Genomic DNA, 21,821 nt, shown 5'->3' on the forward strand with positions numbered 1-21,821 from the left:
GAAGCGGTGCCTGCTCACTACTACTCTGTGACGGGGTTGATCGGGCTAGTCATATGACGATCTTCGTCAGTCGTCAACGATTTGAGAGATCAGCGAATATTGCCCGCGTCCTGACAAAATTCTGTCGCTACGTCACCGCGGTTGCGCCATCGCGCCGGCTCATTCCGGCTGCGTCGCGTGCCGCCCCCTCCCGGGCGATCGCCAGCAGTGCGGGGATGTCGAGATGGGCGGCGAGATGGGCCGCCAGCGCATCCAGCGCCGCCTCGACCCCGGCCTCGTAGCCCGGCCCGGCCGCGAGCCGCCGGCCGGCGATCCGCGCCAGGAACGCGGCGCGCAGCGCATCGCCTGCTAGCACTCCGTGGAGATAGGTGCCGGTGACGCGCCCGTCTGCGCTCGCCGCGCCCTCCGGCTCGCCCTCGCGCAGGAAGGGTGCGCGCGCCGTGTCCGGGCCGGTGGTCGCGCCGAGATGGATCTCGTAGGCCCGTCCGTCCGTGCCGCTGGCCGGGTGGGCGACCGCGACCTCGCGCACGGTCTTGTCGGGCGTCAGCACGGTCTCGACGTCGAGCAGGCCGAGCCCCTCCGCCTCGCCCGGCGGACCTTCGAGCCCGAGCGGGTCGCGGACGACGCGGCCGAGCATCTGGTAGCCGCCGCACAGGCCGAGCACATGGCCGCCGCGCCGCCAATGGGCGCGCAGATCGGTGTCCCAGCCTTCGGCGCGCAGCCGCGCCAGGTCGCGCAGCGTGGTCTTCGAGCCCGGCAGCACCACGAGGTCGGCGTCGCCGGGCAGGGCAGTGCCGGGCGCAATCATCCGCAGCGCCACGTCCGGCTCCTGCCGCAACGGGTCGAGATCGTCGAAATTGGCGATGCCCGGCAGAACCGGCACCGCGATCTGAAGACGGGCGCCGGTGCGCGCCGGCTCGCGCATCAGGTCGAGACCGTCCTCGGCCGGCAGCCGCGCGGCCTGCGGGAACCAGGGCACGATGCCGAGCGAGGGCCAGCCCGTGGCGGCGGCGATGGTGGCGAGCCCGTCTCGGAACAGCGCGGGCTCGCCACGGAAGCGGTTGATCGCGAAGCCGCGGATCATGGCGCGGTCGCCGGCGTCGAGCACCGCATGGGTGCCGACCAGGCTGGCGATCACGCCGCCGCGGTCGATGTCGCCGACCAGCACGGCCGGCACGCCGGCGGCGCGCGCGAAGCCGAGATTGGCGATGTCGCGGGCGCGCAGATTGGTCTCGGCCGGCGAACCGGCGCCCTCGACGATGACGAGGTCGGCGCCGTCGCCCAGCCGGGCGAAGCTCTCGAGCACGCGCGGCAGGAAATCGCCGCGGCGCGCGAAATCGCCGGCGGCGAGGCGGCCGGCGACGCGGCCCTGCAGCACGATCTGGCTGCCGGTCTCGCTCTCGGGCTTGAGCAGCACCGGGTTCATGTCGACATGCGGCGCGATGCGGGCCGCGCGCGCCTGCAACGCCTGCGCCCGGCCGATCTCGCCCAGCGCGGTCGCGGCGGCGTTGTTCGACATGTTCTGCGGCTTGAAGGGGCGCACCGCCAGCCCGCGATCGGCGAAGAGCCGGCAGAGCCCGGCCACGATCAGCGACTTGCCGACATTGGAGCCGGTGCCGAGCACCATCACGGCGGGGGTGGGGCGGGTGCGTGCCATGGGGCCTGATAGGGGCAGGCGCGGGCCGGGGCAAGCGGCGGCAGAAGCCCTGAAAAAGGTTCGCCGGCCTGCACCGTCCGCCATCGGCTCCAAAGGGGCGAAGAACCGAAGACGGGTCGGTGCGGACCGGCTGATCACGAGAAAACACTGATCGATGACGATTGTCAACAATCATCACTCGAAAGTTTTCACGATGCCGGCGCGCCCCGGCCGGTGCCGGTTCGGGTGCATCTGCGGGGCCGGCGTGCTATGGCGCCTCACCCTGCATCGACCATGACCGGCCTGACGCGATGAACCCGATCTTCTCCGCCCTCGAGACCAGTGTCTTCGAAGTGATGTCGCGGCTCGCCCGCGAGCACGAGGCCGTCAATCTCGGCCAGGGCTTCCCCGACGATCCGGGGCCGGAGGATGTGCGCAAGGCGGCGGCCGACGCCGTGGTCAACGGCTGGAACCAGTATCCGCCGATGATGGGCCTGCCCGAGCTGCGCCATGCCGCGGCGGCGCATTTCCGCCACTGGCAGGGGCTCGACCTCGATCCTGAGAGCGAGGTCATGGTCACCTCCGGCGCCACCGAGGCGATCGCCGGCGCGCTGCTGGCGCTGCTCGCGCCGGGCGACGAGGTCGTGCTGTTCGAGCCGATGTACGACGCCTATCTGCCGCTGGTCGAGCGGGCCGGCGGCGTGGCGAAGTTCGTGACGCTGCGCCCGCCCGCCTTCGGGCTGACGGAGGAGGCGCTCGCCGCCGCCTTCTCGCCCCGGACCAGGGTCGTGCTGTTCAACAACCCGCTGAACCCGACCGCGACCGTGTTCAGCCAGGCCGATCTCGACCTGCTCGCCGCTTTCTGCGTGCGCCATGACGCGGTGGCGATCTGCGACGAGGTCTGGGAGCACATCGTCTTCGACGGCGCCCGCCACCAGCCGCTGATGAGCCGGCCCGGCATGCGCGAGCGCACGGTGAAGATCTCCTCGGCCGGCAAGATCTTCTCGCTGACCGGCTGGAAGGTCGGCCTGGTCATGGCGGCGCCGCGGCTGATGCGGGTGCTCGCCAAGGCGCACCAGTACATCACTTTCACCACTCCGCCGAACCTCCAGGCGGCGGTCGCCTATGGCCTCGGCAAGGACGACGCCTATTTCGAGGGTATGCGCGCCCGGTTCCAGCGCTCGCGCGATCGCTTCGCCGCCGGCCTCGCTGATCTCGGCTTCCCGGTGCTGCCCAGCGTCGGCACCTATTTCCTCAATGTCGACATCGCCCCGCTCGGCGAGAGCGACGACGTCGCCTGGTGCCGCCGTCTGGTCACCGAGCACCGTGTCGCCGCGATCCCGGTCAGCGCCTTCTACGCGCAGGGCGCGGTGCGCACCGTGGTGCGCTTCTGCTTCGCCAAGCACGACGCGACGCTGGACGCCGCGCTCGAGCGGCTGGCGGCGGCCGCGCGGCGCTGATCGGCGGCCGTCAGGCCGGCGGCAGGGTCTTCACCAGGGTCGCGGCCCGGATCAGCAGCGGCTCCATCGGCCGCGCCACCTCGGCCAGCGACAGGCCGCGCAGCGTCTCCACCGCCTGCATGAGTTCGGTCGCGGCCAGCTCGGCCTGAGCCCGCTCGCGCGTCAGTGCGGCCAGCCGCAGCCGCGCCTCGCCGCGATTGGCCACTGTCTTCGCCCACAGCGTCGGCACGGTCTCGCGCCGCCGTTCCAGCAGGGCGGCGTCGCAGGCGGCGATCGCCTCCTCCAGCACCACCGGCTCGCGGTAATAGGCGGCGAGCCCGGTCAGCGCCGCGCCGATCCGGTCCTGCACGTCGGCCCAATCGAGCGGGGTCAGCGCGCGGGTCCAGTCCTGCAGCACGAGGTTGAAGCAGTTCACCGCCGATTCCAGCGCGGCGGCGCCGCTGGCGCGCAGGCCGAGCGCCACATAGGTCTTGCCGAGCTCGAATTGCTGGCGCGCCCATTCGCGCGGCAGGCGCTGACGGTCGATGCCGGCGATCGCCACGCGCAGCGCCGCGACGCTCTGTTCCAGCTGCTCGGCGTCGTCGTCATGCTCGCCCAGCCGGGCCAGCGCCTCGCCGAGCCGGCCCTGCAGCGTCGCCCACAGCCCCGGCGCCTTGTCGCGCGGCAGGTCTTCCAGCGTCTCGCGATAGATCTCGGCCGCCTGGCGCAGCTGGCCGATATCCGCGTCGAGATGCGACAGTCCGGTGATCGAGCGCCCGAGCCGCAGCCGGATCTCGGCGAAATGGACCGGCTCGCGCCAGGGATCGAGCTTGGCGAGCAGCGCCTGGAGATGGGCGATGGCGGAGGAGAAGCCGCTGCGGTCGCGGAAATCGGCGCCGAGCCGGGCCAGCGCATCGGCCTGCTTCCAGCCGAGCACGCGCGCGAGCGCCGGATCGGTCGAGGCCGCGATCAGCGCGGCTTCCGCATAGCGGGTCGCGGCGTCGCGATAGGCCTGGGGGGTGAGCCGCAGCATGGCGACGTCGCCGCGGTCGGTGCGGTAGGAGGCGGCGAGCAGCAGGCGCTCGCGCGTGGCCGCGTCGCCGGCGGTCGTATCGTCGAGATTGCGCTGCTCGGCCTGGGCCAGCAGCCTGTCCGCCTCGGAGAGGCGGCCCTGCTCCAGCGCCTGCGCCGCGCCTGAGCGCAGCGCGTCGATCTCCGGAACCCGGCCGGACGGCGTCTGGAGCCTGCCGCGCAGGGCGAGGAAATCCCCGGCCTTGCGCAGCAGGTCGTGTTCGATCCGGGTGAAGTCGGGCTTCCCGGATGCCGCGCCCATCGAGGCGAGGATACCGAGGAGAAGCGTGGGCGGAACGCCCTCCCGCTGCGACACCCGGGCGAGGATGCCGGACAGATTGGGGTCCATGCGGAGGGCGTCCTCGCCGCGAGGCTTCGTCTCAGACGGCGGCGATGACCGCGATCTCGACCGTGTACTGCGGCCCGGCCAGCTTGGCCTCGACGGTGGCGCGGCCCGGCGTGGCGCCGGCCTGGATCCAGCCGTCCCAGACGGCGTTCATCTCGGCGAAAGTCGACATGTCGGCCAGCCAGATGTTGACCATCAGCAGCTTGGACTTGTCGGAGCCCGCTTCCGCCAGCAGCCCGTCGATGATCGACAGGATCTCGGTGGTCTGCTCGCCGACGCTCTTGCCGGCGCTCTTGTCCGCCACCTGGCCGGCCAGATAGACCGTGTTGCCGTGCACGACGGCCTTCGACATGCGGGGGCCGGGGGCGATACGCTTGATGCTCATGAGGCAGTCTCCAGGATAAAGGCCCTTCGCTGGTAGCCCGGCGGTGGGTGCCGTGCAAAGCCCCGGCACTGCAAAAACTTACATCGCCGCGGTCCAGCCGGCCCAGAGCAGGGCGTAGCGCGCCGCCTTGCCGGCCAGCACCAGCAGCAGGAAGCGCCCGAACGGATAGCCCAGCGAGCCCGCGACCAGGGTCAGCGGATCGCCGACGACCGGCAGCCAGGCGAAGAGCAGAGAGGGCCAGCCGAAGCGGGCGAACCAGCCCTGCGCCTGGGCGAGGCGCCCGGGATCGGGCCGCAGCCGCGCCGGCAGCCGCTCCAGCCCGCCGCTGGCGATGATCCGGCCGAGCCACCAGTTCACCGCGGAGCCGGCGGTGTTGGCGGCGGTGGCGACGCAGAACAGCAGCAGCGGCGGCACGCTGCCGGCGGCGAGCAGGCCAATGAAGACGGCTTCCGACTGGGCCGGCAAAAGCGTCGCGGCGACGAAGGCGGCGCCGGCCATCAGGCCGAGCGCGGCGAGCATCTCCATTCAGAGCCTGCGCAGCGCGACCTCGCGGATGCGATGGCTCGCTCCCTTGGTCAGGATCAGGCTGGCGCGCTGGCGCGTCGGCACGATGTTCTCGCGCAGGTTCGGCAGGTTGATGCCGGTCCACAGCGTCTCGGCGATGGAGAGCGCGTCGGCCTCGGCGATCTCGGCATATTTGCGGAAGAAGGAGCGCGGATCGCGGAAGGCGGTCTGGCGCAGCGTCATGAAGCGGTCGACATACCAGCGGTGCAAATCGTCCTCCTCGGCGTCGAGATAGACCGAGAAGTCGAAGAAGTCGGAGACGAAGGGCAGGGCGGTGCCGCCGCGGGTCATCCGGTTGGGCTGCAGCACGTTGAGCCCTTCGAGGATCAGGATGTCGGGCCGCTCGACCGTGATCTCCTCGCCCGGCACCACGTCGTAGACCAGATGCGAATAGACCGGGGCCGTCACCACCGGCTTGCCGGCCTTGACCTCGGAGAGGAAGCGCAGGATCGCCGCGCCGTCATAGCTCTCGGGGAAGCCCTTGCGCTGCATCAGCTTGCGGCGCTCGAGCTCGGCATTGGGCAGCAGGAACCCGTCCGTGGTGACGAGCTCGACCTTGGGCGTGTTCGGCCAGCGCGAGAGCAGCGCCTTGAGCACGCGCGCCGTGGTCGACTTGCCGACCGCGACCGAGCCGGCCACCCCGATGATATAGGGCACCTTCACCTCGGCCTCGGCCATCAGGAAGCGCTGGGTCGCCTTGAACAGGCCCTGGGTGGCGGCGACGTAGAGCGAGAGCAGGCGCGACAGCGGCAGGTAGATCGCCACGATCTCGTCGAGCGAGATCGGGTCGTTGATCGACTGCAGCTTGATCAGGTCCTCGGCCGACAGCGTCAGCGGCGTGTCGGCGCGCAGATGCGCCCACTCGTCACGGGAGAAGCGGCGATAGGGAGAGACGACGTCGGGGGAGGGCGATGCCGGCATCGGCCGCTGGTCCATGAGCCCCCCGGAATTCCAGGCTTCGAGGTTCAACGCGCGACGAGCCTCGCCATCATCGGGGGCGCGACGCCTTCTCGGCCAGGCCGGAGCGCGCGGTTCGGGCCTCAAGCTGGCTCAACACGTCCTGCAATGCAACATCGCGGGCCTTGAGCAACACGAGCATGTGGTAGAGCACGTCGGCGCTCTCGGCGATCAGCTCGGCGCGGTCGCCCTTCACCGCGGCGATCACGGCCTCCACGGCCTCCTCGCCGAATTTCTTGGCGGCGCGCTCGGGGCCGGCGGCGAGCAGCTTCGCCGTCCAAGATTCCTCCGGCGCTGCTGTCGCCCGCTCCGCGACGATGCGTTCGAGATCGCTCAGCGTGAAGGTCATGTCGCTGGTCTCCGCCGTCTCTGCCGGGCTGGCCGGGCGCGCCGCGCCATCGCTCAGTCGAGCCGCATCGGCAGGCCGGCGGCGGCCATGTGCGCCTTGGCCTGCGGGATGCTGTAGGTGCCGAAATGGAAGATCGAGGCGGCGAGCACGGCCGAGGCGTGGCCCTCGCGCACGCCGGCGACGAGATCGTCGAGATCGCCGACGCCGCCGGACGCGATCACCGGCACCGAGACCGAATCGGCGATGCGGCGCATCAGGCCGAGATCGTAGCCGGACTTGGTGCCGTCGCGGTCCATCGAGGTCACCAGCAATTCGCCGGCGCCGAGCGAGACGACCTCACGGGCGAAGGCGACGGCCTCGATCCCGGTCGGGTTGCGCCCGCCATGGGTGAAGATCTCCCAGCGGCCGGGCGAGACCTGCTTGGCGTCGATGGCGACGACGATGCACTGGTCGCCGAACTTCTCGGCCGCTTCCTTGACGAAGCCGCGATTGGTCACCGCCGCGGTGTTGATCGAGACCTTGTCGGCCCCGGCGAGCAGCAGGGCGCGGATGTCCTCGACCTTGCGCACCCCGCCGCCGACGGTCAGCGGCATGAAGCAGGCCTCGGCGGTGCGCGTCACCACGTCGAGCAGCGTGCCGCGATCCTCGTGGCTGGCGGTGATGTCGAGGAAGCAGAGCTCGTCGGCCCCGGCCGCGTCATAGGCCTTGGCGGCCTCCACCGGATCGCCGGCATCGACGAGGTCGAGGAACTTCACGCCCTTGACGACACGGCCGTCCTTGACGTCGAGGCAGGGGATGATGCGGATCTTCAAAGTCATCGGATGGTTCCGCCGGCGATATCCGCCCGTACCGGAGGGTACGGGCGGCGCAACCTAGAGGGATCGTCCCCAAAAGGGAAATCGCATCCCCGTGCGGCGCTGTCGCGCGCGCCGCCTAGCCCGCTTTCGCGATCCGCGCCAGCGCCTGTGCTGGGTCGATGCGGCCGTCATAGAGGGCGCGGCCGGTGATCGCGCCTTCCAGCATCGCCGCCTCGGGCGCGCAGAGCCGCTCGATATCGGCCATGGAGGCCAGCCCGCCGGAGGCGATCACCGGGATGGAGAGCGCGTTGGCGAGCGCGATCGTGCCGTCCCAGTTGACGCCCTGCAGCATGCCGTCGCGAGCGATGTCGGTGTAGACGATCGCGGCGACGCCGGCGTCCTCGAAGCGGCGGCCGAGATCGACCGCGGCGAGCGAGGAGGTCTCGGCCCAGCCCTCGACCGCGACCTGGCCGTCGCGCGCGTCGATGCCGACCGCGACCTTGCCCGGGAAGGCCTTCGCCGCCTCGCGCACGAAGCCGGGATCGCGCACCGCGGCGGTGCCGATGATGACGCGGGCGACGCCCTTGGCGAGCCAGCCCTCGACCGTCTTCATGTCGCGGATACCGCCGCCGAGCTGCACGGGGAAGCGCACCGCGGCGAGGATCGCCTCGACGGCGGCGGCGTTCATCGGCTTGCCGGCGAAGGCACCGTCGAGATCGACCACGTGCAGCCAGGCGAAGCCCTGCGCCTCGAAGCTGCGGGCCTGGGCGGCGGGATCGTCGTTGAAGACGGTGGCCTGGGCCATGTCGCCCTGCCTGAGGCGGACGCAGCGCCCCTCCTTGAGATCGATGGCGGGGAAGAGGATCAAGGCTGCCACCTCAGGAAGTTCCCGATCAGCCGGAGGCCGAGCTTCTGGCTCTTCTCGGGATGGAACTGCGTGCCGGCGATGTTGCCGCGCGCGACGAAGGCGGTGACCGGACCGCCGTAATCGGTCATGGCGAGCACGTCCTGCGCCCGCTCGGCGACGAGGGCGTAGGAGTGCACGAAATAGGCGTGCCAGCCCGAGGGGCCGGTCTCGATGCCGGCGAGCAGCGGGTGCTCGTCCTGCGCGTGCAGCGTGTTCCAGCCCATATGCGGGATCTTCAGGCTCTCGTCGCGCGGGCGGATCAGCGCCACGTCGCCGGGAATCCAGCCCAGGCCTTCGGTGGTGACATATTCCAGCCCGCGGCTGGCGAGCAGCTGCATGCCGACGCAGATGCCGAGGAAGGGCCGGCCCTTGCCGCGCACGCTCTCCTCCAGCGCCTCGACCATGCCGGAGACCGCGTCGAGCCCCTTGCGGCAATCGGCGAAGGCGCCGACGCCCGGCAGCACGATGCGGTCGGCCGCGGCGACCGCGGCCGGGTCGCTGGTCACGGAGATCGCGGCGGCGACCCCCGCCTCGGCGGCGGCGCGCTCGAAGGCCTTGGCGGCGGAATGCAGGTTGCCCGACCCGTAGTCGACGATGGCGACGCGCTGGCTCATCGGCCGTTGGCCTCCGGGAACAGGCCGATCACCGGCGCGGGCCGGCCGGCGAGGAAGGACGGGACGAGCTGTGCCTCCGGCTGGCGCGGGGCGGCCGGCGCGGCGAGCAGCGCCCGCTCGAAATAGCGCCGCTCGGCCCCGGAGAGGTCGGCGGCCTCGACCACGTCGACCAGCCGCCAGCCCTTGCGGGCGAGCTTGCGCGCCACGAGGTTGTGGCCCTCCAGCCCGAGGAAGAGCCCGAGCGCCGCCTGCGACAGCAGCAGCGAGCCGCCCGGCAGTCCGGCCTGGCGCTGCAGCCAGAACAGCAGCGCCCAGACCACGGCATAGAGGATGAAGGCGAGCCAGAGCCGCTTACAGAGCAGCCAGAGCCCGCCGAAGACGAAGGCCGGCCAGCTGAAACGCTCGGGCAGGAGACGCGCCTGCTCGATCTCCTCCCGCGGGCCGCCAGGGCCGGGCGGAGGCACGAGGACCTGAAAGAACGCCATGTGCGTGGTTCCTCCGGAAACGCGGCCGGCCTCAGAGGGCGCCCTTGGTCGACGGCACGCGGCCGCCCTCGCGCGGGTCGACCTCGAGCGCCTGGCGCAGCGCCCGGGCGAGGCCCTTGAAGCAGCTTTCGGCGATGTGGTGGGCGTTGTCGCCGTAGAGCGTCTCGACATGCAGGGTCAGCCCGGCATTGATCGCGAAGGCCTGGAAGAACTCGCGCACCAGCTCGGTGTCGAAGCTGCCGATCTTCTGCGCCCTGAATTCGGTGCGGAAGACCAGGAAGGGTCGGCCCGAGACGTCGACGGCGACGCGGGTCAGCGTCTCGTCCATCGGCAGGTGCACGTCGGCATAGCGGCGGATGCCCTTCTTGTCGCCCAGCGCCTGCTTCAGCGCCTCGCCGAGCGCGATACCGGCATCCTCGACCGAATGATGGTCGTCGATATGGGTGTCGCCCTTCACCGTGACGAAAAGGTCGATCAGCGCGTGGCGGGCGAAGAGGTCGAGCATATGGTCGAAGAAGCCGACGCCGGTCGCGATCTCGGCCTTGCCCGTGCCGTCGAGCACGAGCCTGACCGCGATATCGGTCTCGTTGGTACGGCGCTTCACTTCGCCCGAACGCATCGCCTGCAACCCTTCCTGTTTCGGTCGGTGCTTTAGCAGCGCCGGTAGGCACGCGCCACCTTGCGATTGTGCCGGCCGGGAAAAGTCCTACATCTGGCCCGGCGAAGCAGACGATGGAAGGCGAAGCCATGGACGATGCCGGCAAAGCTCCGGTCATGCATGCGACCACGATCCTGATGGTGCGCAAGGGAGGCCGGGTCGTGATCGGCGGCGACGGGCAGGTCTCGCTCGGCCCCACCATCATGAAGGGCAATGCCCGCAAGGTGCGCCGGCTGGCCAAGGGCGCGGTGATCGCCGGCTTCGCGGGCGCCACCGCCGACGCCTTCACCCTGTTCGAGCGGCTGGAGGCCAAGCTGGAGCAGTATCCGACGCAACTGCTGCGCGCCTGCGTCGAGCTCGCCAAGGACTGGCGCACCGACCGCTATCTGCGCCGGCTCGAGGCGATGTTGCTGGTGGCCGACAAGGAAGTCTCGTTGCTGATCTCCGGCACCGGCGACGTGCTGGAGCCCGAGCCTTCCGAGCAGGGCGCGGTGATGGCGATCGGCTCCGGCGGCAACTATGCGCTTGCCGCGGCGCGCGCGCTGGTCGATGTCGAGACCGACGCCGAGACCATCGTGCGCAAGGCGATGAAGATCGCCGGCGACATCTGCGTCTACACCAACCACAGTCTCGTCATCGAGAGCCTGGAGGCGCTATGATCCGCGAGGACGACCTGCAAGCGGCCGTCGCCGAGGGCATCATCGACCAGGCCCAGGCGATCCGAATCGCCCACATCGCCCGCATGCGCCGCGAGGCGACGCCGCCGCCCGGCCGCGAATGGTCGGCAGCCGAGCCCCGCACGCTCGACCCCGACGACGAGCGCTTCCGCCTGATCGGCGGCTTCAACGACGTCTTCGTCACCATCGGCGTCGGCCTGCTCGCCGCCGCGCTCTTCGGCCTGGCGCGCGCGCTCGGCCTCGGCGAGGCCTTCGCCGCGACCGGGCTGCTGGTCTCCTGGGGACTGGCGGAATGGTTCTCGCGCCGCATGCGGCTGGCGCTGCCCTCCATCGTGCTCGCGGTCATGTTCGTCGGCTGCGCCGCCATGCTCGCCGTGCTCGGCGGCAGCGTGCTCCTCGGCATGCCGCAGGCGGCGACGCGCGGCGAAGGCCTGCTCGCCATCATCGGCGGCGCCGGCGTGATGGCGGCGGCCGGCCTGCATCACTGGCGCTTCCGCGTGCCGATCGACGCCGCGCTGGGCGCGCTCGGCGTCGTGGCCGTGCTGGCCGGCGTCTTCACCCTGATCGACCCGTCGCTGCTGCGGCTCTATTTCGTGCCGATCACCTTCCTGATGGGGCTCTGGGTCTTCTTCGCCGCGATGCGCGTCGACATGGGCGACCCGCTGCGCCGCACCCGCCGCGCCGACACCGCCTTCTGGCTGCACATGCTGGCGGCGCCGATGATCGTCCACCCGGCGGTGCATCTCGTCACCGGCGGGCTCGAGGGCTTCGGCACCGCCAAGGCGCTGGGGCTGCTGCTGATCTTCGTGCTGCTCGGGCTGGTGGCGCTGGTGATCGACCGGCGTGCGCTGATCGTCTCCGGGCTGAGCTATGCCGGCATCGCCATCGCCTGGCTGCTGGCGGCGAGGCTGCCGGGCGGGCTCGGCATGCCGCTGACCCTGCTCGGCCTCGCCACCGTGGTGCTCGGCCTTTCCGCCGGCTGGCGCGGCTTGCGCGGCGCGCTGCTGCCGCTGCTGCCGGCCGGGCGCTGGCGCGACGGCCTGCCGCCGGCCGGCCCGCCGCCCATCGCGTGACGCGGCCCAAGTGCCCGTCCCCGTTCTTGATCCGTTGCCTGGATATCAGATGACCAGCTTTTCCCCCCGCGAGATCGTCTCGGAACTCGACCGCTACATCGTCGGCCAGAAGGACGCCAAGCGCGCCGTCGCCATCGCCCTGCGCAATCGCTGGCGCCGCCAGCAGCTCGAAGGGCCGCTGCGCGAGGAGGTCGCGCCCAAGAACATCCTGATGATCGGGCCGACCGGCTGCGGCAAGACCGAGATCGCGCGGCGCCTCGCCAGGCTGGCCAACGCGCCCTTCCTCAAGGTCGAGGCCACCAAGTTCACCGAGGTCGGGTATGTCGGCCGCGACGTCGAATCGATCGTGCGAGACCTCGTCGAGGTGGCGATCGGGCTGGTGCGCGAGAGCCGGCGCAAGGACGTGCAGGCCAAGGCGCATGTCGCGGCCGAGGAGCGCGTGCTCGACGCTCTCGTCGGCGCCACCGCCAGCGCCACCACCCGCGATTCCTTCCGCCGCAAGCTGCGCGCCAACGAGCTCGACGACAAGGAGATCGAGGTCGAGCTGGTCGCCGGCGCCCAGGCGGCGCCGATGTTCGAGATGCCCGGCATGCCCGGCGCCTCGATCGGCGCGATCAACCTCTCCGACATGCTCGGCAAGGCCTTCGGCCAGAAGGGCAAGCCGCGCCGCATGATGGTGCGCGACGCCTATGCGCCGCTGCTCGCCGAGGAGAGCGACAAGCTGATCGACCAGGAGGCGATCGTGCAGGCGGCGATCCGCGAGGTCGAGGAGAACGGCATCGTCTTCCTCGACGAGATCGACAAGATCTGCGCCCGCGAGGGCCGCTCCGGCGCTGATGTCTCGCGCGAGGGCGTACAGCGCGACCTGCTGCCGCTGATCGAGGGCACGACGGTGGCGACCAAGCACGGGCCGGTGAAGAGCGACCACATCCTCTTCATCGCCTCGGGCGCCTTCCACGTCTCCAAGCCTTCCGACCTGTTGCCGGAGCTGCAGGGCCGCCTGCCGATCCGCGTCGAGCTCTCGCCGCTCGACGTCGAGGATTTCAAGCGCATCCTGACCGAGACCGAGGCCAGCCTGATCAAGCAGTCGGTGGCAATGATGGCGACCGAGGAAGTCGCGGTCGACTTCACCCCGGACGGCGTCGCGGCCATCGCCCGCATCGCCGTCGAGGTGAACGCCACCGTCGAGAACATCGGCGCGCGCCGGCTGCAGACGGTGATCGAGCGCGTCCTCGACGAGATCTCCTTCACCGCGACCGACCGGGCCGGAGAGCGCATCGTCGTCGATGCGGCCTATGTCGAAGCGCGCATCGGCGACCTCGCCCGCAACGCCGATCTGAGCCGGTTTATCCTGTAGCGTCCGGTTGCCGGCCGACATGCCAGACGACCGCGTACTCGCCGATCTCGACGACGATCCGCAGGATGACGCCGGCGAACAGGGTGAAGACGTAGATCGGGCGGTCGCCGAAGACGGTGAGGCGCCGGAGGCCGGAGCCTCCGGCGAAGCCCAGCTTGAGATCGATGGCCTTGCGCGCGGCCGGTACCCGCTCCGGCGCGATGAGCCGCTCGAGACCGGCAAGCGCCATCTCCGACCACCGGATGGGGATCATGCCGCTCAGCTCGCGCAGGCGTGCTCGCGCATCTGCGCTTCGGCCCAAATCATATCCTCGTCGGTCACCTCGGTCGGGACGAGCCAGTAGGCCGTTTCGTAGGGAATGACCTCCCCCGTCTCGAAGGCATGCCAGGCTTCGTTGTGGCTGAGTTCCGAGATCGCGGTGGCGCTATGGTCGGCCACGAACTTCAGGACCTCGTCCAACAAGGTGCGATCGTCATCCGACAGATGGTTGCTGGCGGGCTCGCGCAGCGATCGGAAGACGTATTTCGGCAAGCCGAAATAACGCTCCTGCGACACCCGGAGCGCGCCCTCCCGCACCAGTTCGTCCAGGCCCCATTTCAGATGCCGCGCGGTCGGCCCGAACTGCTGTTTGACGTAGTCGACCCCGGTGAGAGGCTCGCCTTTGTCGACGAAGTGCAGCATGTCGGCGAAGTACAGCGCCTTATGGAGTTTGACCCTGCCGAAATCCTCGTCCGCATGTCGGCACAGATAGTGGAGGGCGGCCTTGAATTTCTCGCGATCGAATTCTGGCTTCATGGCAGGCTCCCATCTAACTGAAGTGAATCAGCAATCGAACAAAAGGGCAACGATCAAGTTTTGACGCCCGCATCCGGTCCTCCCGAGCAAGCCCTCCCGGCGACTGCACGCCTCGCCCGCGATTCCGCCGTTGTCGGGGCGGCGACGATCCTGTCGCGCCTGCTCGGCTTCGCCCGCGACGTGATGATCGCCCGGCTGCTCGGCACCGGGCCGGTGGCGGATGCGCTGCTGGCGGCGCTGCGCCTGCCCAATCTGGTGCGGCGCGTGCTCGGCGAGGGCGGGCTCAACGCGCCCTTCGTGCCACTCTATCTGGCGATCCGGGGCGAGCGCGGCGCTCAGGCCGCCACCGACTTCGCCGGGCGGGCGCTCGGCCGGCTCGGCCTGGTGCTGCTCGCCTTCGTGGCGCTGGCCGAGATCGCCGCGCCCTGGGTGGTGCTCGCCATGGCCGGCGGCTTCGCCGGCGAGCCCGACACGCTGGCGCTGGCGACGCTCTACACGCGGCTGATGCTGCCCTTCGTGCTGCTGACCACGCTGGCGGCGCTGCTCGGGGCGCTGCTCAACGCCCAGGGCCGCTTTCTCGTCGCCGCGCTGGCGCCGGCGCTGATGAACGTCATCCTGCTGCTCGCGCTGCTCGTCGCCTTCCGCCGCGGCGAGGACGCCCATGGCAGTGCGGTCCTGTTCTCGCTCTGCCTCAGCCTGACCGGGCTCGCCCATCTCGCTTTGGTGCTCTGGGACCTACGCCGCGTCGGCGTGCCGCGCCCGAGCCTGTCGCCCTCGCCGGACCTGACCCGGCTCTTGCGCACCGGCGGGGCGACGCTGCTCGCGGCCTCGGCGGCGCAGCTCGTGCTGCTGGTCTCGACCCAGCTCGCCTCGACCGGGGCGGGCTCGGTCGCGGCGCTGCATTATGCCGACCGCGTCTTCCAGCTGCCGCTCTCCTTCTTCGGCGCCGCCATGGGCACGGTGGTGCTCTCGGCCATGGCGGGGGAGCGCCTTGCCGGTCCCGATCCGCTGCTGGCCCGGGCGCTGGCGCTCGGCCTGGCGCTGGCGCTGCCGGCGGCCGTGGCGCTGATGCTGCTGGCCGAGCCGATCGTCTCGGTGCTGTTCGAGAACGGCCGCTTCGGCGCGGAGGACCGGCTGCGCACCGCAGCCGCGCTCGCAGCCTTCGCGCCCGGCCTGCCGCTGGCTCTGGTCGCCAAGGTCTTCGGCCAGGTCTATTTCGTCCGCCACCGGCCCGGCCCGGCGCTCGCCGCCGGCTTCGCCGCCGTCGCGGTCGCCGTGCTGGCGGGCTTCCTGATGCTCGGCCGCAGCGAGGCCGCGACCGTCGCGGCGCAGGCGGCGAGCGCCGCCTTCCTGGCGCAGGCCGGCTGGCTCGCCCTCTGCCTGCTGCGCGACGGGCTGTGGCGCCCGCGCCTCGCCGGCCTGCGGCCCCTCGTCGCGCTCTTCGCCGCCTGCGCAGCGATGGCGGCCGCGCTCTGGCTGCTGCTGCCGCTGCTGGGCCCCTGGCTGGCGCCGTCGGCGCCGATGCCGGCGCGGCTCGGCGCGCTCGCCGGCCTGTGCCTGTCGGGCGCCGCGGCCTATGCGCTGGCCGGCTTCCTGCTCCGCGCTTTCGACCCCGTCATGCCCGCTCGGCTCTTGCGCCTTCGCGGTGCATCCGCCAGAAGGCCGCGATCCTGAGCCGCATGCGCGCGGCCGGCCCCCTCCCGCCCGATAGACGGAAGCGCCCCATGGCCTCTTTCCCCGAACGCGTCTTCTCCGGCATGCAGCCGACCTCGACGCTGCATCTCGGCAACTATCTCGGCGCCCTGGTGAACTGGGTGGCGATGCAGGACACGCATGAGTGCATCTATTGCGTCGTCGACATGCACGCGATCACGCAGGGCCTCGACGTCTGGGGTGGCCCGGCCGAGCTGACCCGGGCGACGCGCGAGGTCGCCGCCGCCTATATCGCCGCCGGCGTCGATCCGAAGCGCTCGATCATCTTCAACCAGAGCCAGGTCTCCGGCCATGCCGAGCTGGCCTGGGTGTTCAACACGGTGGCCCGCCTCGGCTGGCTGAACCGCATGACCCAGTTCAAGGAGAAGGCCGGCAAGGACCGCGAGGCGGCCTCCGTCGGGCTCTACGATTATCCGGTGCTGATGGCGGCCGACATCCTGCTCTACAAGGCGACGCATGTGCCCGTCGGCGAGGACCAGAAGCAGCATCTCGAGCTGACCCGCGACATCGCGCAGAAGTTCAACAACGATTTCGGCGCGCGCATCGCCGAGCTTGGCCTCGGTACCGGCGAGGAGGGCTATTTCCCGATGCCCGAGCCGATGACGCAGGGCCCGGCGCCGCGCGTGATGAGCCTGCGCGACGGCACCAAGAAGATGTCGAAATCCGATCCGTCGGACTATTCGCGCATCAACCTCGTCGACGATGCCGACATGATCGCCCAGAAGGTGCGCAAGGCGAAGACCGATCCGGAGGCGCTGCCTTCCGAGGAGAAGGGGCTCGAGGGCCGGCCCGAGGCCGAGAACCTCGTCGGTATCTATGCCGGCCTCGCCGGCGAGGCCAAGGCGCAGGTGCTGCAGCGCTTCGGCGGCGGCCAGTTCTCCGGCTTCAAGGCGTCCCTGGTCGATCTCGCCGTGGCGCGGCTGTCGCCGATCGGCGCCGAGATCCGCCGCCTGCTGGCCGATCCGTCGCATATCGACGGCATCCTCAGCGACGGCGCCGACCGGGCCGGCGCGATCGCCGCGCCGATCATGCGCGACGTCAAGGACATTACGGGCTTCGTCCGGCGGCGCTGAGCCGCCGCCGGTGGCGGGGTTGCGCTGACGCTGCGGCGCCTGTCACCATGGCCCATCCGGAATACGGCGACAGGCTTCGGCAATGGTCAAGAGACGGCGGTCCTACGAAACGGGCCATCGCCCGAAATTCCTCGCGGTGGTCGACGACAGCCCCGAATGCGCCAAGGCGGTGCGCTTTGCCGCCCGCCGCTGCGCGCGCCTCGGCGCCTCGATCGTGCTGCTCGGCGTGGTGACGCCGCCGGCCGACGAGACCTGGCTCGGCGTCGGCGAGGTGATGCAGGCCGAGGCCGAGGCCAAGGCCGAGGCGCTGATCGAATCGGCTGCCGATTCGGTGCGCTCGCTAGCCGGTCTCGAACCGGAGAAGGTCGTGCGCACCGGCTCCAAGGCCGACGAGATGGTCAAGCTGATCGAGGCCGACGAGGACATCTCGCTGCTGGTCCTCGCCGCCGGCACCGGCGGCAGCGGCCCCGGCCCGCTGGTCGGCGCGCTCGCAGGCAAGAGCGCCGGCACCTTCCCGATCCCGGTCGCGATCGTCCCCGGCCACCTCGCCGACGAGGAGATCGACGCGCTGGCCTGACGCAGGCTCGTCGCGGCCTTGCGGCTGGAATGATTCCGGACAGCGGCCTATATCGGGAGCAGGAACGGCGGCCTTGACCCGCCGGTACCGGAGGCCACCATGTTCATCCAGACCGAAGCCACACCCAATCCCGCGACCCTGAAATTCCTGCCGGGCCGCGCCGTCTCGCCCGGCGGCCCGGTCGAGCTGCGCGATCCGGCGCTCGCCGAGCGCTCGCCGCTCGCCACCCGCCTCTTCGCGGTGAAGGGCGTCTCCGGCGTCTTCTTCGGCTCCGACTTCATCGCCGTGACCAAGTCCGACGGCGAATGGCCGCATCTCAAGCCGGCCATCCTCGGCGCGATCATGGAGCACTTCATGTCCGGCGCCCCGCTGATGGGCGAAGACGCGGCGCATGACGCGGTTCCCGAGGGCGAGGAGGAGTTCTTCGCCGACGAGGACGCCCAGACCGTCGAGACGATCAAGGAACTGCTCGAGACCCGGATCCGCCCGGCGGTGGCCGGCGATGGCGGCGACATCACCTTCCGCGGCTTCCGCGACGGCGTGGTCTATCTCGCCATGAAGGGCGCCTGCTCCGGCTGCCCCTCCTCGACCGCGACGCTCAAGCACGGCATCCAGAACCTGCTGCGCCACTTTCTGCCGCAGGTTCGCGAGGTGGAAGCCGTCTGATCGCGGCTTGCATCACGGCGTGATCGCGGCCAGAAGCGGACATCCCTTCGTCCGGAACTCGCCCTGATGCGCATCCTCGCGATCGATACGGCGCTCGGCGCCTGTTCAGCCTGTGTCCTCGACGCCGGTGAGAGCGTTCCGGTCGCCGTCGAGCAGACGGCGATGGAGCGCGGCCATGCCGAGGCGCTGATGCCGATGATCGAGCGCGTCGTCGCCGCCACCGCGGGCGGCATCGGCTCGCTCGACCGCGTCGCCGTCACCATCGGGCCGGGCTCCTATACCGGCCTGCGCGTCGGCGTCAGCGCCGCGCGCGCCATCGCCTTCGCCGCGGGCATCCCGGCGGTGGGCGTCTCCACGCTCGCGGCGACCGCGGCGCCGCTGGTCGGCCGCGAGGGCGGGCGAGTCATCGCCGCCGCCCTCGACGCCCGCCACGGCCAGGTCTGGTTCCAGGCGCTGAGTTCCCAGGGCAAGCAGCTCGTCTCCATTCGCCAGGTCAGCCATCGCGACGCGGCCCGCGCCATCGGCGCCGGCCCGGTCTCGCTGGTCGGCTCGGCCGCGCTCGCCGTCGCCAACGAGGCCTGGGCGATCGGTCTGGACGCGGTCGTGGTCGACGATGCCAAGGCGCCCGACGTGGTCTGGGTCGCCCGCCTCGGCCTGATCGCCGATCCGCAGAGCGCCCCGCCGCGGCCGATCTACCTCAAGGAACCCGAGACCACGCCGCAGGACCGGGCCCGCCTGCCGCGCCGCTGAGATGGACTGGCTCGACGCCCTGCTGCGCCGTCCGGGCGGCCCGCCGCGGACCGGCCCGCTCGACGCCTCGCACGCGGCGGCGGTCGCCGCGCTGCACCATCAGGGCGGCTTCGCCCGGCTCTGGGACCCGGCCGAATGCGCCGGCCTGCTCGTCGAGCGCGCCGTGGTCGCCGATGGTGTCTTCTCGGGCGACGGCACGGCGCTGAAGGGCTTCGTGATGTCGCGTCTCGCCGCCGACGAGGCGGAAGTGCTCAGCGTCGTCATCGCCCGGCAGGCGCGCCGGAACGGGCTCGGCGCCGGGCTGATGCGCGCCCATCTCGACCAGCTCGCCCGGCGCGGCATCGCCCGGCTCTTCCTCGAGGTCGATGAGGGCAACACCGCCGCCATCGCGCTCTACCGCCGGCTCGGCTTCGGCGAGGTGGGCCGCCGCGAGGGCTATTATCCCAAGGCCGACGGCAGCCGCGCCGCGGCGCTGGTGATGCGGCGGGACATCGGGTGAGCGGTCTGCGCGGCCATGCAGCGCGCCCGGCCGCCATGGACGCGGCGGGTGCGCGCGACTATAGCCTCGCCGCGAGCGGGGCCCGGCCCCGCGCCCCTTGCATGAACGGACGAGGATGAACGGACTTCGCCCCGGGGCCATGGTGCGGCTCGCGCTGATCGTGCTCGGCACGCTGGTGCTGATTCCGCCGCAGCTGGTGGCGATGCGCTTCGGCCGGCCCTTCTACTTCACCCGCCTGTTCCACCGCGTGGTCTGCCGCGGGCTCGGCGTGCGGATAACCATGCGCGGCACCCCGCCCGGCAAGGGCGAGGGCGGGCTGATCGTCGCCAACCATGTCTCCTGGCTCGATATCGGCGTGATCGGCTCGGTCAGGCCGCTCTCCTTCGTCGCCAAGGCCGAGGTCGGCGGCTGGCCGGTGATCGGCTGGCTCTCGAAGCTGCAGCGCACCGTCTTCATCGACCGGCTGCGCCGCGGCGCCACGGCCGGCGTCGCCGCCGAGATGGGCCAGCGCCTCTCCGACGGGCAGGCGGTCGTGCTCTTCGCCGAGGGCACCACCGGCGACGGCACGCGCATCCTGCCGCTGCGCTCCTCGCTGCTCGGCGCCGCGCACGAGGCGCTGCGCGGCGGCAGCGATGAGGCCGAGGTCACGGTCTACCCGCTCTGCATCACCTATGTCGGCATGCAGGGCCTGCGCGGCGGGCGCGCCGAACGCTCCGCCATGGCCTGGGCCGGCGACGTCGAGCTGGCGCCGCATCTCAGGGACATGCTCAACGCCGGCGCGCTTGATGTCGAGCTGGCCTGGGGCGAGCCGATCCGCATGGGCCGCAAGCTCTCGCGCAAGGAGGCGACGCGCCTCGCCGAGATCGCGATCCGCCGGGCGCGACAGGAGGCCGTCACCGGCCGGTCACGTGCCTGAGCGAAAGCGCGGGGTGGCGGTTGCGCCCGCCGTTGCGGCGGCGATATGGTTCCCAAACCGCGACCGACTGGGGTAGGGAGACGGGACTGAGGCCGGATCCGCGTCGATGAAGAAAGTCCACATCAAGTCCTATGGCTGCCAGATGAACGTCTATGACGGCCAGCGCATGGCCGACGTTCTCGGGCAGGAGGGCTATGTCGAGACTGAGACGCCGGAGGACGCCGACCTCGTCCTGCTCAACACCTGCCATATCCGCGAGCGCGCCTCCCACAAGGTCTATACCGAGCTCGGCAAGCTGCGGGACCTGAAGCGCGAGCGCCGCGCCCAGGGCCGCGAGACCCAACTCGTCGTCGCCGGCTGCGTCGCCCAGGCCGAGGGCGCCGAGATCCAGCGCCGCCAGCCGGCGGTCGATCTGGTGGTCGGCCCGCAGACCTATCACCGCCTGCCCGAGCTGCTGCGCCAGGCGCGCGGCGGCCGCGTCGTCGACACTGAGCTGCCGCCCGAGGACAAGTTCGGCCATCTGCCGGCGCCGAAGCCGGCGGCGATCCTGGCGCGCGGCGTCACCGCCTTCGTCACGGTGCAGGAGGGCTGCGACAAGTTCTGCGCCTTCTGCGTCGTGCCCTATACCCGCGGCGCCGAATTCTCGCGCCCGGTCGCGCAGGTTCTGGCCGAGGTCGCGCGCCTGGCCGAGGCCGGGGTGCGCGACGTCACTTTGCTCGGCCAGAACGTCAACGCCTATCACGGCGAGGGGCCGGACGGCCGCGTCTGGACGCTGGCCCGTCTCATGCATCGCATCGCCGAGGTGCCGGGGATTGCCCGCATCCGCTACACGACGAGCCATCCGCGCGACATGGACGACGAGCTGATCGCCGCGCATCGCGACCTGCCGCAGCTCATGCCCTTCCTGCACCTGCCGGTGCAGGCGGGCGCCGACCGCACGCTGGCGGCGATGAACCGCAAGCACACCGCCGACGAGTATCGCCGGCTGATCGCCCGCATCCGCGAGGCGCGGCCCGACATCGCCCTGTCCTCGGACTTCATCGTCGGCTTCCCCGGCGAGACCGACGCCGATTTCGAGGAGACGATGCGGCTGATCGCCGATGTGCGCTTCGCCTCGGCCTATTCCTTCAAGTACTCGCCGCGTCCCGGCACGCCGGCGGCCGAGATCGCGGCGCAGCTGCCGGCCGCAGTGATGGACGAGCGGCTCTACCGGCTCCAGGCCCTGGTCGAGGAGCACCGGCAGGACTTCAACCGCGCCATGGTCGGGCGCACCGTCGAGGTGCTGCTCGAGCGCGCCGGCCGCCATCCCGGCCAGCTCGCCGGCAAGACGCCCTATATGCAGGCGGTGCAGATCGAGAGCGACAGCCACGCCATCGGCGACCGCGTCATGGTCGCGATCGAGCGTGCCGGCTCCAATTCGCTGTTCGGCCGTCCCGTCCGCCGGGAGCTGGCCGCTTGAGCCGGCTTTGTCCGGCCGGCCCGCGCAACGCGGGTCCGTCTCGTGCGTTCTGGTATCG

The 21,821-nt window shown here is 71.1% G+C and carries 25 protein-coding genes; 12 read left to right on the forward strand and 13 right to left on the reverse strand.

All coding sequences use genetic code 11. The features are described 5' to 3' along the window. Positions 1 to 127: 127 nt before the first annotated feature. Entirely contained in the window at positions 128 to 1,627 is a 1,500-nt protein-coding gene (locus ABE438_RS15580) for a cobyric acid synthase (protein WP_346503604.1), read from the reverse strand. Positions 1,628 to 1,947: 320 nt separating this feature from the next. On the opposite strand from ABE438_RS15580, the gene ABE438_RS15585 reads away from it, so the two are divergent. Then, positions 1,948 to 3,096, forward strand: a complete 1,149-nt coding sequence (locus tag ABE438_RS15585; RefSeq protein WP_346503561.1) for an aminotransferase — start codon at positions 1,948 to 1,950, stop codon at positions 3,094 to 3,096. A 10-nt stretch (positions 3,097 to 3,106) separates the two neighbouring features. Here ABE438_RS15585 and ABE438_RS15590 read toward each other — a convergent pair whose 3' ends face one another. The 10 genes from ABE438_RS15590 to hisB all read right to left on the reverse strand — a co-directional run bounded on the left by ABE438_RS15590 (position 3,107) and on the right by hisB (position 10,169). Continuing rightward, on the reverse strand, positions 3,107 to 4,495 hold the full coding sequence (locus tag ABE438_RS15590; protein WP_346503562.1) for a hypothetical protein: 1,389 nt from the start codon (positions 4,493 to 4,495) through the stop codon (positions 3,107 to 3,109). Positions 4,496 to 4,526: 31 nt separating this feature from the next. Continuing rightward, positions 4,527 to 4,877, reverse strand: a complete 351-nt coding sequence (locus ABE438_RS15595) for a RidA family protein (RefSeq protein ID WP_346503563.1) — start codon at positions 4,875 to 4,877, stop codon at positions 4,527 to 4,529. A 78-nt stretch (positions 4,878 to 4,955) separates the two neighbouring features. Beyond that, on the reverse strand, positions 4,956 to 5,402 hold the full coding sequence (locus ABE438_RS15600) for a YqaA family protein (RefSeq protein ID WP_346503564.1): 447 nt from the start codon (positions 5,400 to 5,402) through the stop codon (positions 4,956 to 4,958). Next, positions 5,403 to 6,362 (reverse strand): type I pantothenate kinase, encoded by a 960-nt coding sequence (gene coaA / locus ABE438_RS15605; protein ID WP_346503565.1) that lies wholly within the window; start codon positions 6,360 to 6,362, stop codon positions 5,403 to 5,405. 67 nt (positions 6,363 to 6,429) lie between these two features. Beyond that, the gene (locus tag ABE438_RS15610; RefSeq protein WP_346503566.1) at positions 6,430 to 6,747 is read right to left on the reverse strand and encodes a phosphoribosyl-ATP diphosphatase; all 318 of its coding nucleotides are present in this window, start codon (positions 6,745 to 6,747) and stop codon (positions 6,430 to 6,432) included. A 53-nt stretch (positions 6,748 to 6,800) separates the two neighbouring features. Next, positions 6,801 to 7,565, reverse strand: a complete 765-nt coding sequence (gene hisF / locus ABE438_RS15615; RefSeq protein WP_346503567.1) for an imidazole glycerol phosphate synthase subunit HisF — start codon at positions 7,563 to 7,565, stop codon at positions 6,801 to 6,803. 115 nt (positions 7,566 to 7,680) lie between these two features. Then, a complete protein-coding gene (gene hisA / locus ABE438_RS15620; RefSeq protein WP_346503568.1) occupies positions 7,681 to 8,421 on the reverse strand; it encodes a 1-(5-phosphoribosyl)-5-[(5-phosphoribosylamino)methylideneamino]imidazole-4-carboxamide isomerase in 741 nt (246 codons plus the stop codon). Continuing rightward, positions 8,409 to 9,065, reverse strand: a complete 657-nt coding sequence (gene hisH / locus ABE438_RS15625; protein ID WP_346503569.1) for an imidazole glycerol phosphate synthase subunit HisH — start codon at positions 9,063 to 9,065, stop codon at positions 8,409 to 8,411. Before hisH ends, hisA begins: the two co-directional genes overlap by 13 nt. Next, complete coding sequence (locus tag ABE438_RS15630; protein ID WP_346503570.1) at positions 9,062 to 9,550, reverse strand: DUF2628 domain-containing protein; 489 nt, start codon at positions 9,548 to 9,550, stop codon at positions 9,062 to 9,064. The genes hisH and ABE438_RS15630 overlap by 4 nt, the downstream gene beginning before the upstream one ends. A gap of 31 nt (positions 9,551 to 9,581) precedes the next feature. Beyond that, positions 9,582 to 10,169 carry an imidazoleglycerol-phosphate dehydratase HisB gene (gene hisB, locus ABE438_RS15635; RefSeq protein WP_346503571.1) on the reverse strand — a complete coding sequence of 196 codons (588 nt, stop codon included), beginning with the start codon at positions 10,167 to 10,169 and terminating at the stop codon, positions 9,582 to 9,584. A 128-nt stretch (positions 10,170 to 10,297) separates the two neighbouring features. Here hisB and hslV point away from each other — a divergent pair, with 128 nt between their 5' ends. The 3 genes from hslV to hslU are packed head-to-tail and all read left to right on the forward strand — an operon-like array spanning position 10,298 to position 13,315. Further along, complete coding sequence (hslV, locus tag ABE438_RS15640) at positions 10,298 to 10,867, forward strand: ATP-dependent protease subunit HslV (protein ID WP_465248626.1); 570 nt, start codon at positions 10,298 to 10,300, stop codon at positions 10,865 to 10,867. Continuing rightward, on the forward strand, positions 10,864 to 11,958 hold the full coding sequence (locus ABE438_RS15645; protein ID WP_346503573.1) for a hypothetical protein: 1,095 nt from the start codon (positions 10,864 to 10,866) through the stop codon (positions 11,956 to 11,958). The genes hslV and ABE438_RS15645 overlap by 4 nt, the downstream gene beginning before the upstream one ends. Positions 11,959 to 12,007: 49 nt before the next feature. Then, a complete protein-coding gene (gene hslU / locus ABE438_RS15650) occupies positions 12,008 to 13,315 on the forward strand; it encodes an ATP-dependent protease ATPase subunit HslU (RefSeq protein WP_346503574.1) in 1,308 nt (435 codons plus the stop codon). Here the strand turns inward: hslU and ABE438_RS15655 are convergent. Together ABE438_RS15655 and ABE438_RS15660 are read right to left on the reverse strand one after the other, a co-directional pair. After that, complete coding sequence (locus ABE438_RS15655) at positions 13,305 to 13,568, reverse strand: hypothetical protein (protein ID WP_346503575.1); 264 nt, start codon at positions 13,566 to 13,568, stop codon at positions 13,305 to 13,307. The genes hslU and ABE438_RS15655 overlap by 11 nt on opposite strands. 5 nt (positions 13,569 to 13,573) lie before the next feature. Next, entirely contained in the window at positions 13,574 to 14,110 is a 537-nt protein-coding gene (locus tag ABE438_RS15660) for a Panacea domain-containing protein (RefSeq protein ID WP_346503576.1), read from the reverse strand. Positions 14,111 to 14,170: 60 nt separating this feature from the next. On the opposite strand from ABE438_RS15660, the gene murJ reads away from it, so the two are divergent. The 8 genes from murJ (at position 14,171) to miaB (ending at position 21,763) form a co-directional block, all read left to right on the forward strand. Beyond that, positions 14,171 to 15,784 (forward strand): murein biosynthesis integral membrane protein MurJ, encoded by a 1,614-nt coding sequence (gene murJ, locus ABE438_RS15665; protein WP_346503577.1) that lies wholly within the window; start codon positions 14,171 to 14,173, stop codon positions 15,782 to 15,784. Between the two features lie 50 nt (positions 15,785 to 15,834). Then, a complete protein-coding gene (gene trpS / locus ABE438_RS15670; RefSeq protein ID WP_346503578.1) occupies positions 15,835 to 16,896 on the forward strand; it encodes a tryptophan--tRNA ligase in 1,062 nt (353 codons plus the stop codon). 82 nt (positions 16,897 to 16,978) lie between these two features. After that, the gene (locus tag ABE438_RS15675; protein ID WP_346503579.1) at positions 16,979 to 17,473 is read left to right on the forward strand and encodes a universal stress protein; all 495 of its coding nucleotides are present in this window, start codon (positions 16,979 to 16,981) and stop codon (positions 17,471 to 17,473) included. A gap of 99 nt (positions 17,474 to 17,572) precedes the next feature. Further along, positions 17,573 to 18,139 carry a NifU family protein gene (locus ABE438_RS15680; protein ID WP_346503580.1) on the forward strand — a complete coding sequence of 189 codons (567 nt, stop codon included), beginning with the start codon at positions 17,573 to 17,575 and terminating at the stop codon, positions 18,137 to 18,139. A gap of 66 nt (positions 18,140 to 18,205) precedes the next feature. Beyond that, positions 18,206 to 18,889 carry a tRNA (adenosine(37)-N6)-threonylcarbamoyltransferase complex dimerization subunit type 1 TsaB gene (gene tsaB / locus ABE438_RS15685; protein ID WP_346503582.1) on the forward strand — a complete coding sequence of 228 codons (684 nt, stop codon included), beginning with the start codon at positions 18,206 to 18,208 and terminating at the stop codon, positions 18,887 to 18,889. Between the two features lies 1 nt (position 18,890). After that, a complete protein-coding gene (locus ABE438_RS15690; RefSeq protein WP_346503583.1) occupies positions 18,891 to 19,388 on the forward strand; it encodes a GNAT family N-acetyltransferase in 498 nt (165 codons plus the stop codon). A 115-nt stretch (positions 19,389 to 19,503) separates the two neighbouring features. Beyond that, positions 19,504 to 20,304, forward strand: coding sequence for a lysophospholipid acyltransferase family protein (locus ABE438_RS15695; protein ID WP_346503584.1), 801 nt, complete (start codon positions 19,504 to 19,506; stop codon positions 20,302 to 20,304). Positions 20,305 to 20,410: 106 nt separating this feature from the next. Further along, entirely contained in the window at positions 20,411 to 21,763 is a 1,353-nt protein-coding gene (gene miaB, locus ABE438_RS15700; RefSeq protein WP_346503585.1) for a tRNA (N6-isopentenyl adenosine(37)-C2)-methylthiotransferase MiaB, read from the forward strand. Positions 21,764 to 21,821: the final 58 nt, after the last annotated feature.

It is taken from the genome of Allobosea sp. TWI1241, assembly GCF_039673065.1.
Taxonomy (GTDB): Bacteria; Pseudomonadota; Alphaproteobacteria; order Rhizobiales; family Beijerinckiaceae; genus Allobosea.

Bases quoted from the DNA above. Each gene is read 5' to 3' on its own strand.
- ABE438_RS15580 (WP_346503604.1), bottom strand. From the start codon at position 1,627: ATGGTGCTCGGCACCGGCTCCAATGTCGGCAAGTCGCTGATCGTGGCC.
- ABE438_RS15585 (WP_346503561.1), top strand. From the start codon at position 1,948: ATGAACCCGATCTTCTCCGCCCTCGAGACCAGTGTCTTCGAAGTGATG.
- ABE438_RS15590 (WP_346503562.1), bottom strand. From the start codon at position 4,495: ATGGACCCCAATCTGTCCGGCATCCTCGCCCGGGTGTCGCAGCGGGAG.
- ABE438_RS15595 (WP_346503563.1), bottom strand. From the start codon at position 4,877: ATGAGCATCAAGCGTATCGCCCCCGGCCCCCGCATGTCGAAGGCCGTC.
- ABE438_RS15600 (WP_346503564.1), bottom strand. From the start codon at position 5,402: ATGGAGATGCTCGCCGCGCTCGGCCTGATGGCCGGCGCCGCCTTCGTC.
- coaA (WP_346503565.1), bottom strand. From the start codon at position 6,362: ATGCCGGCATCGCCCTCCCCCGACGTCGTCTCTCCCTATCGCCGCTTC.
- ABE438_RS15610 (WP_346503566.1), bottom strand. From the start codon at position 6,747: ATGACCTTCACGCTGAGCGATCTCGAACGCATCGTCGCGGAGCGGGCG.
- hisF (WP_346503567.1), bottom strand. From the start codon at position 7,565: ATGACTTTGAAGATCCGCATCATCCCCTGCCTCGACGTCAAGGACGGC.
- hisH (WP_346503569.1), bottom strand. From the start codon at position 9,065: ATGAGCCAGCGCGTCGCCATCGTCGACTACGGGTCGGGCAACCTGCAT.
- ABE438_RS15630 (WP_346503570.1), bottom strand. From the start codon at position 9,550: ATGGCGTTCTTTCAGGTCCTCGTGCCTCCGCCCGGCCCTGGCGGCCCG.
- hisB (WP_346503571.1), bottom strand. From the start codon at position 10,169: ATGCGTTCGGGCGAAGTGAAGCGCCGTACCAACGAGACCGATATCGCG.
- hslV (WP_465248626.1), top strand. From the start codon at position 10,298: ATGGACGATGCCGGCAAAGCTCCGGTCATGCATGCGACCACGATCCTG.
- ABE438_RS15645 (WP_346503573.1), top strand. From the start codon at position 10,864: ATGATCCGCGAGGACGACCTGCAAGCGGCCGTCGCCGAGGGCATCATC.
- hslU (WP_346503574.1), top strand. From the start codon at position 12,008: ATGACCAGCTTTTCCCCCCGCGAGATCGTCTCGGAACTCGACCGCTAC.
- ABE438_RS15655 (WP_346503575.1), bottom strand. From the start codon at position 13,568: ATGATCCCCATCCGGTGGTCGGAGATGGCGCTTGCCGGTCTCGAGCGG.
- ABE438_RS15660 (WP_346503576.1), bottom strand. From the start codon at position 14,110: ATGAAGCCAGAATTCGATCGCGAGAAATTCAAGGCCGCCCTCCACTAT.
- trpS (WP_346503578.1), top strand. From the start codon at position 15,835: ATGGCCTCTTTCCCCGAACGCGTCTTCTCCGGCATGCAGCCGACCTCG.
- ABE438_RS15675 (WP_346503579.1), top strand. From the start codon at position 16,979: ATGGTCAAGAGACGGCGGTCCTACGAAACGGGCCATCGCCCGAAATTC.
- ABE438_RS15680 (WP_346503580.1), top strand. From the start codon at position 17,573: ATGTTCATCCAGACCGAAGCCACACCCAATCCCGCGACCCTGAAATTC.
- tsaB (WP_346503582.1), top strand. From the start codon at position 18,206: ATGCGCATCCTCGCGATCGATACGGCGCTCGGCGCCTGTTCAGCCTGT.
- ABE438_RS15690 (WP_346503583.1), top strand. From the start codon at position 18,891: ATGGACTGGCTCGACGCCCTGCTGCGCCGTCCGGGCGGCCCGCCGCGG.
- ABE438_RS15695 (WP_346503584.1), top strand. From the start codon at position 19,504: ATGAACGGACTTCGCCCCGGGGCCATGGTGCGGCTCGCGCTGATCGTG.
- miaB (WP_346503585.1), top strand. From the start codon at position 20,411: ATGAAGAAAGTCCACATCAAGTCCTATGGCTGCCAGATGAACGTCTAT.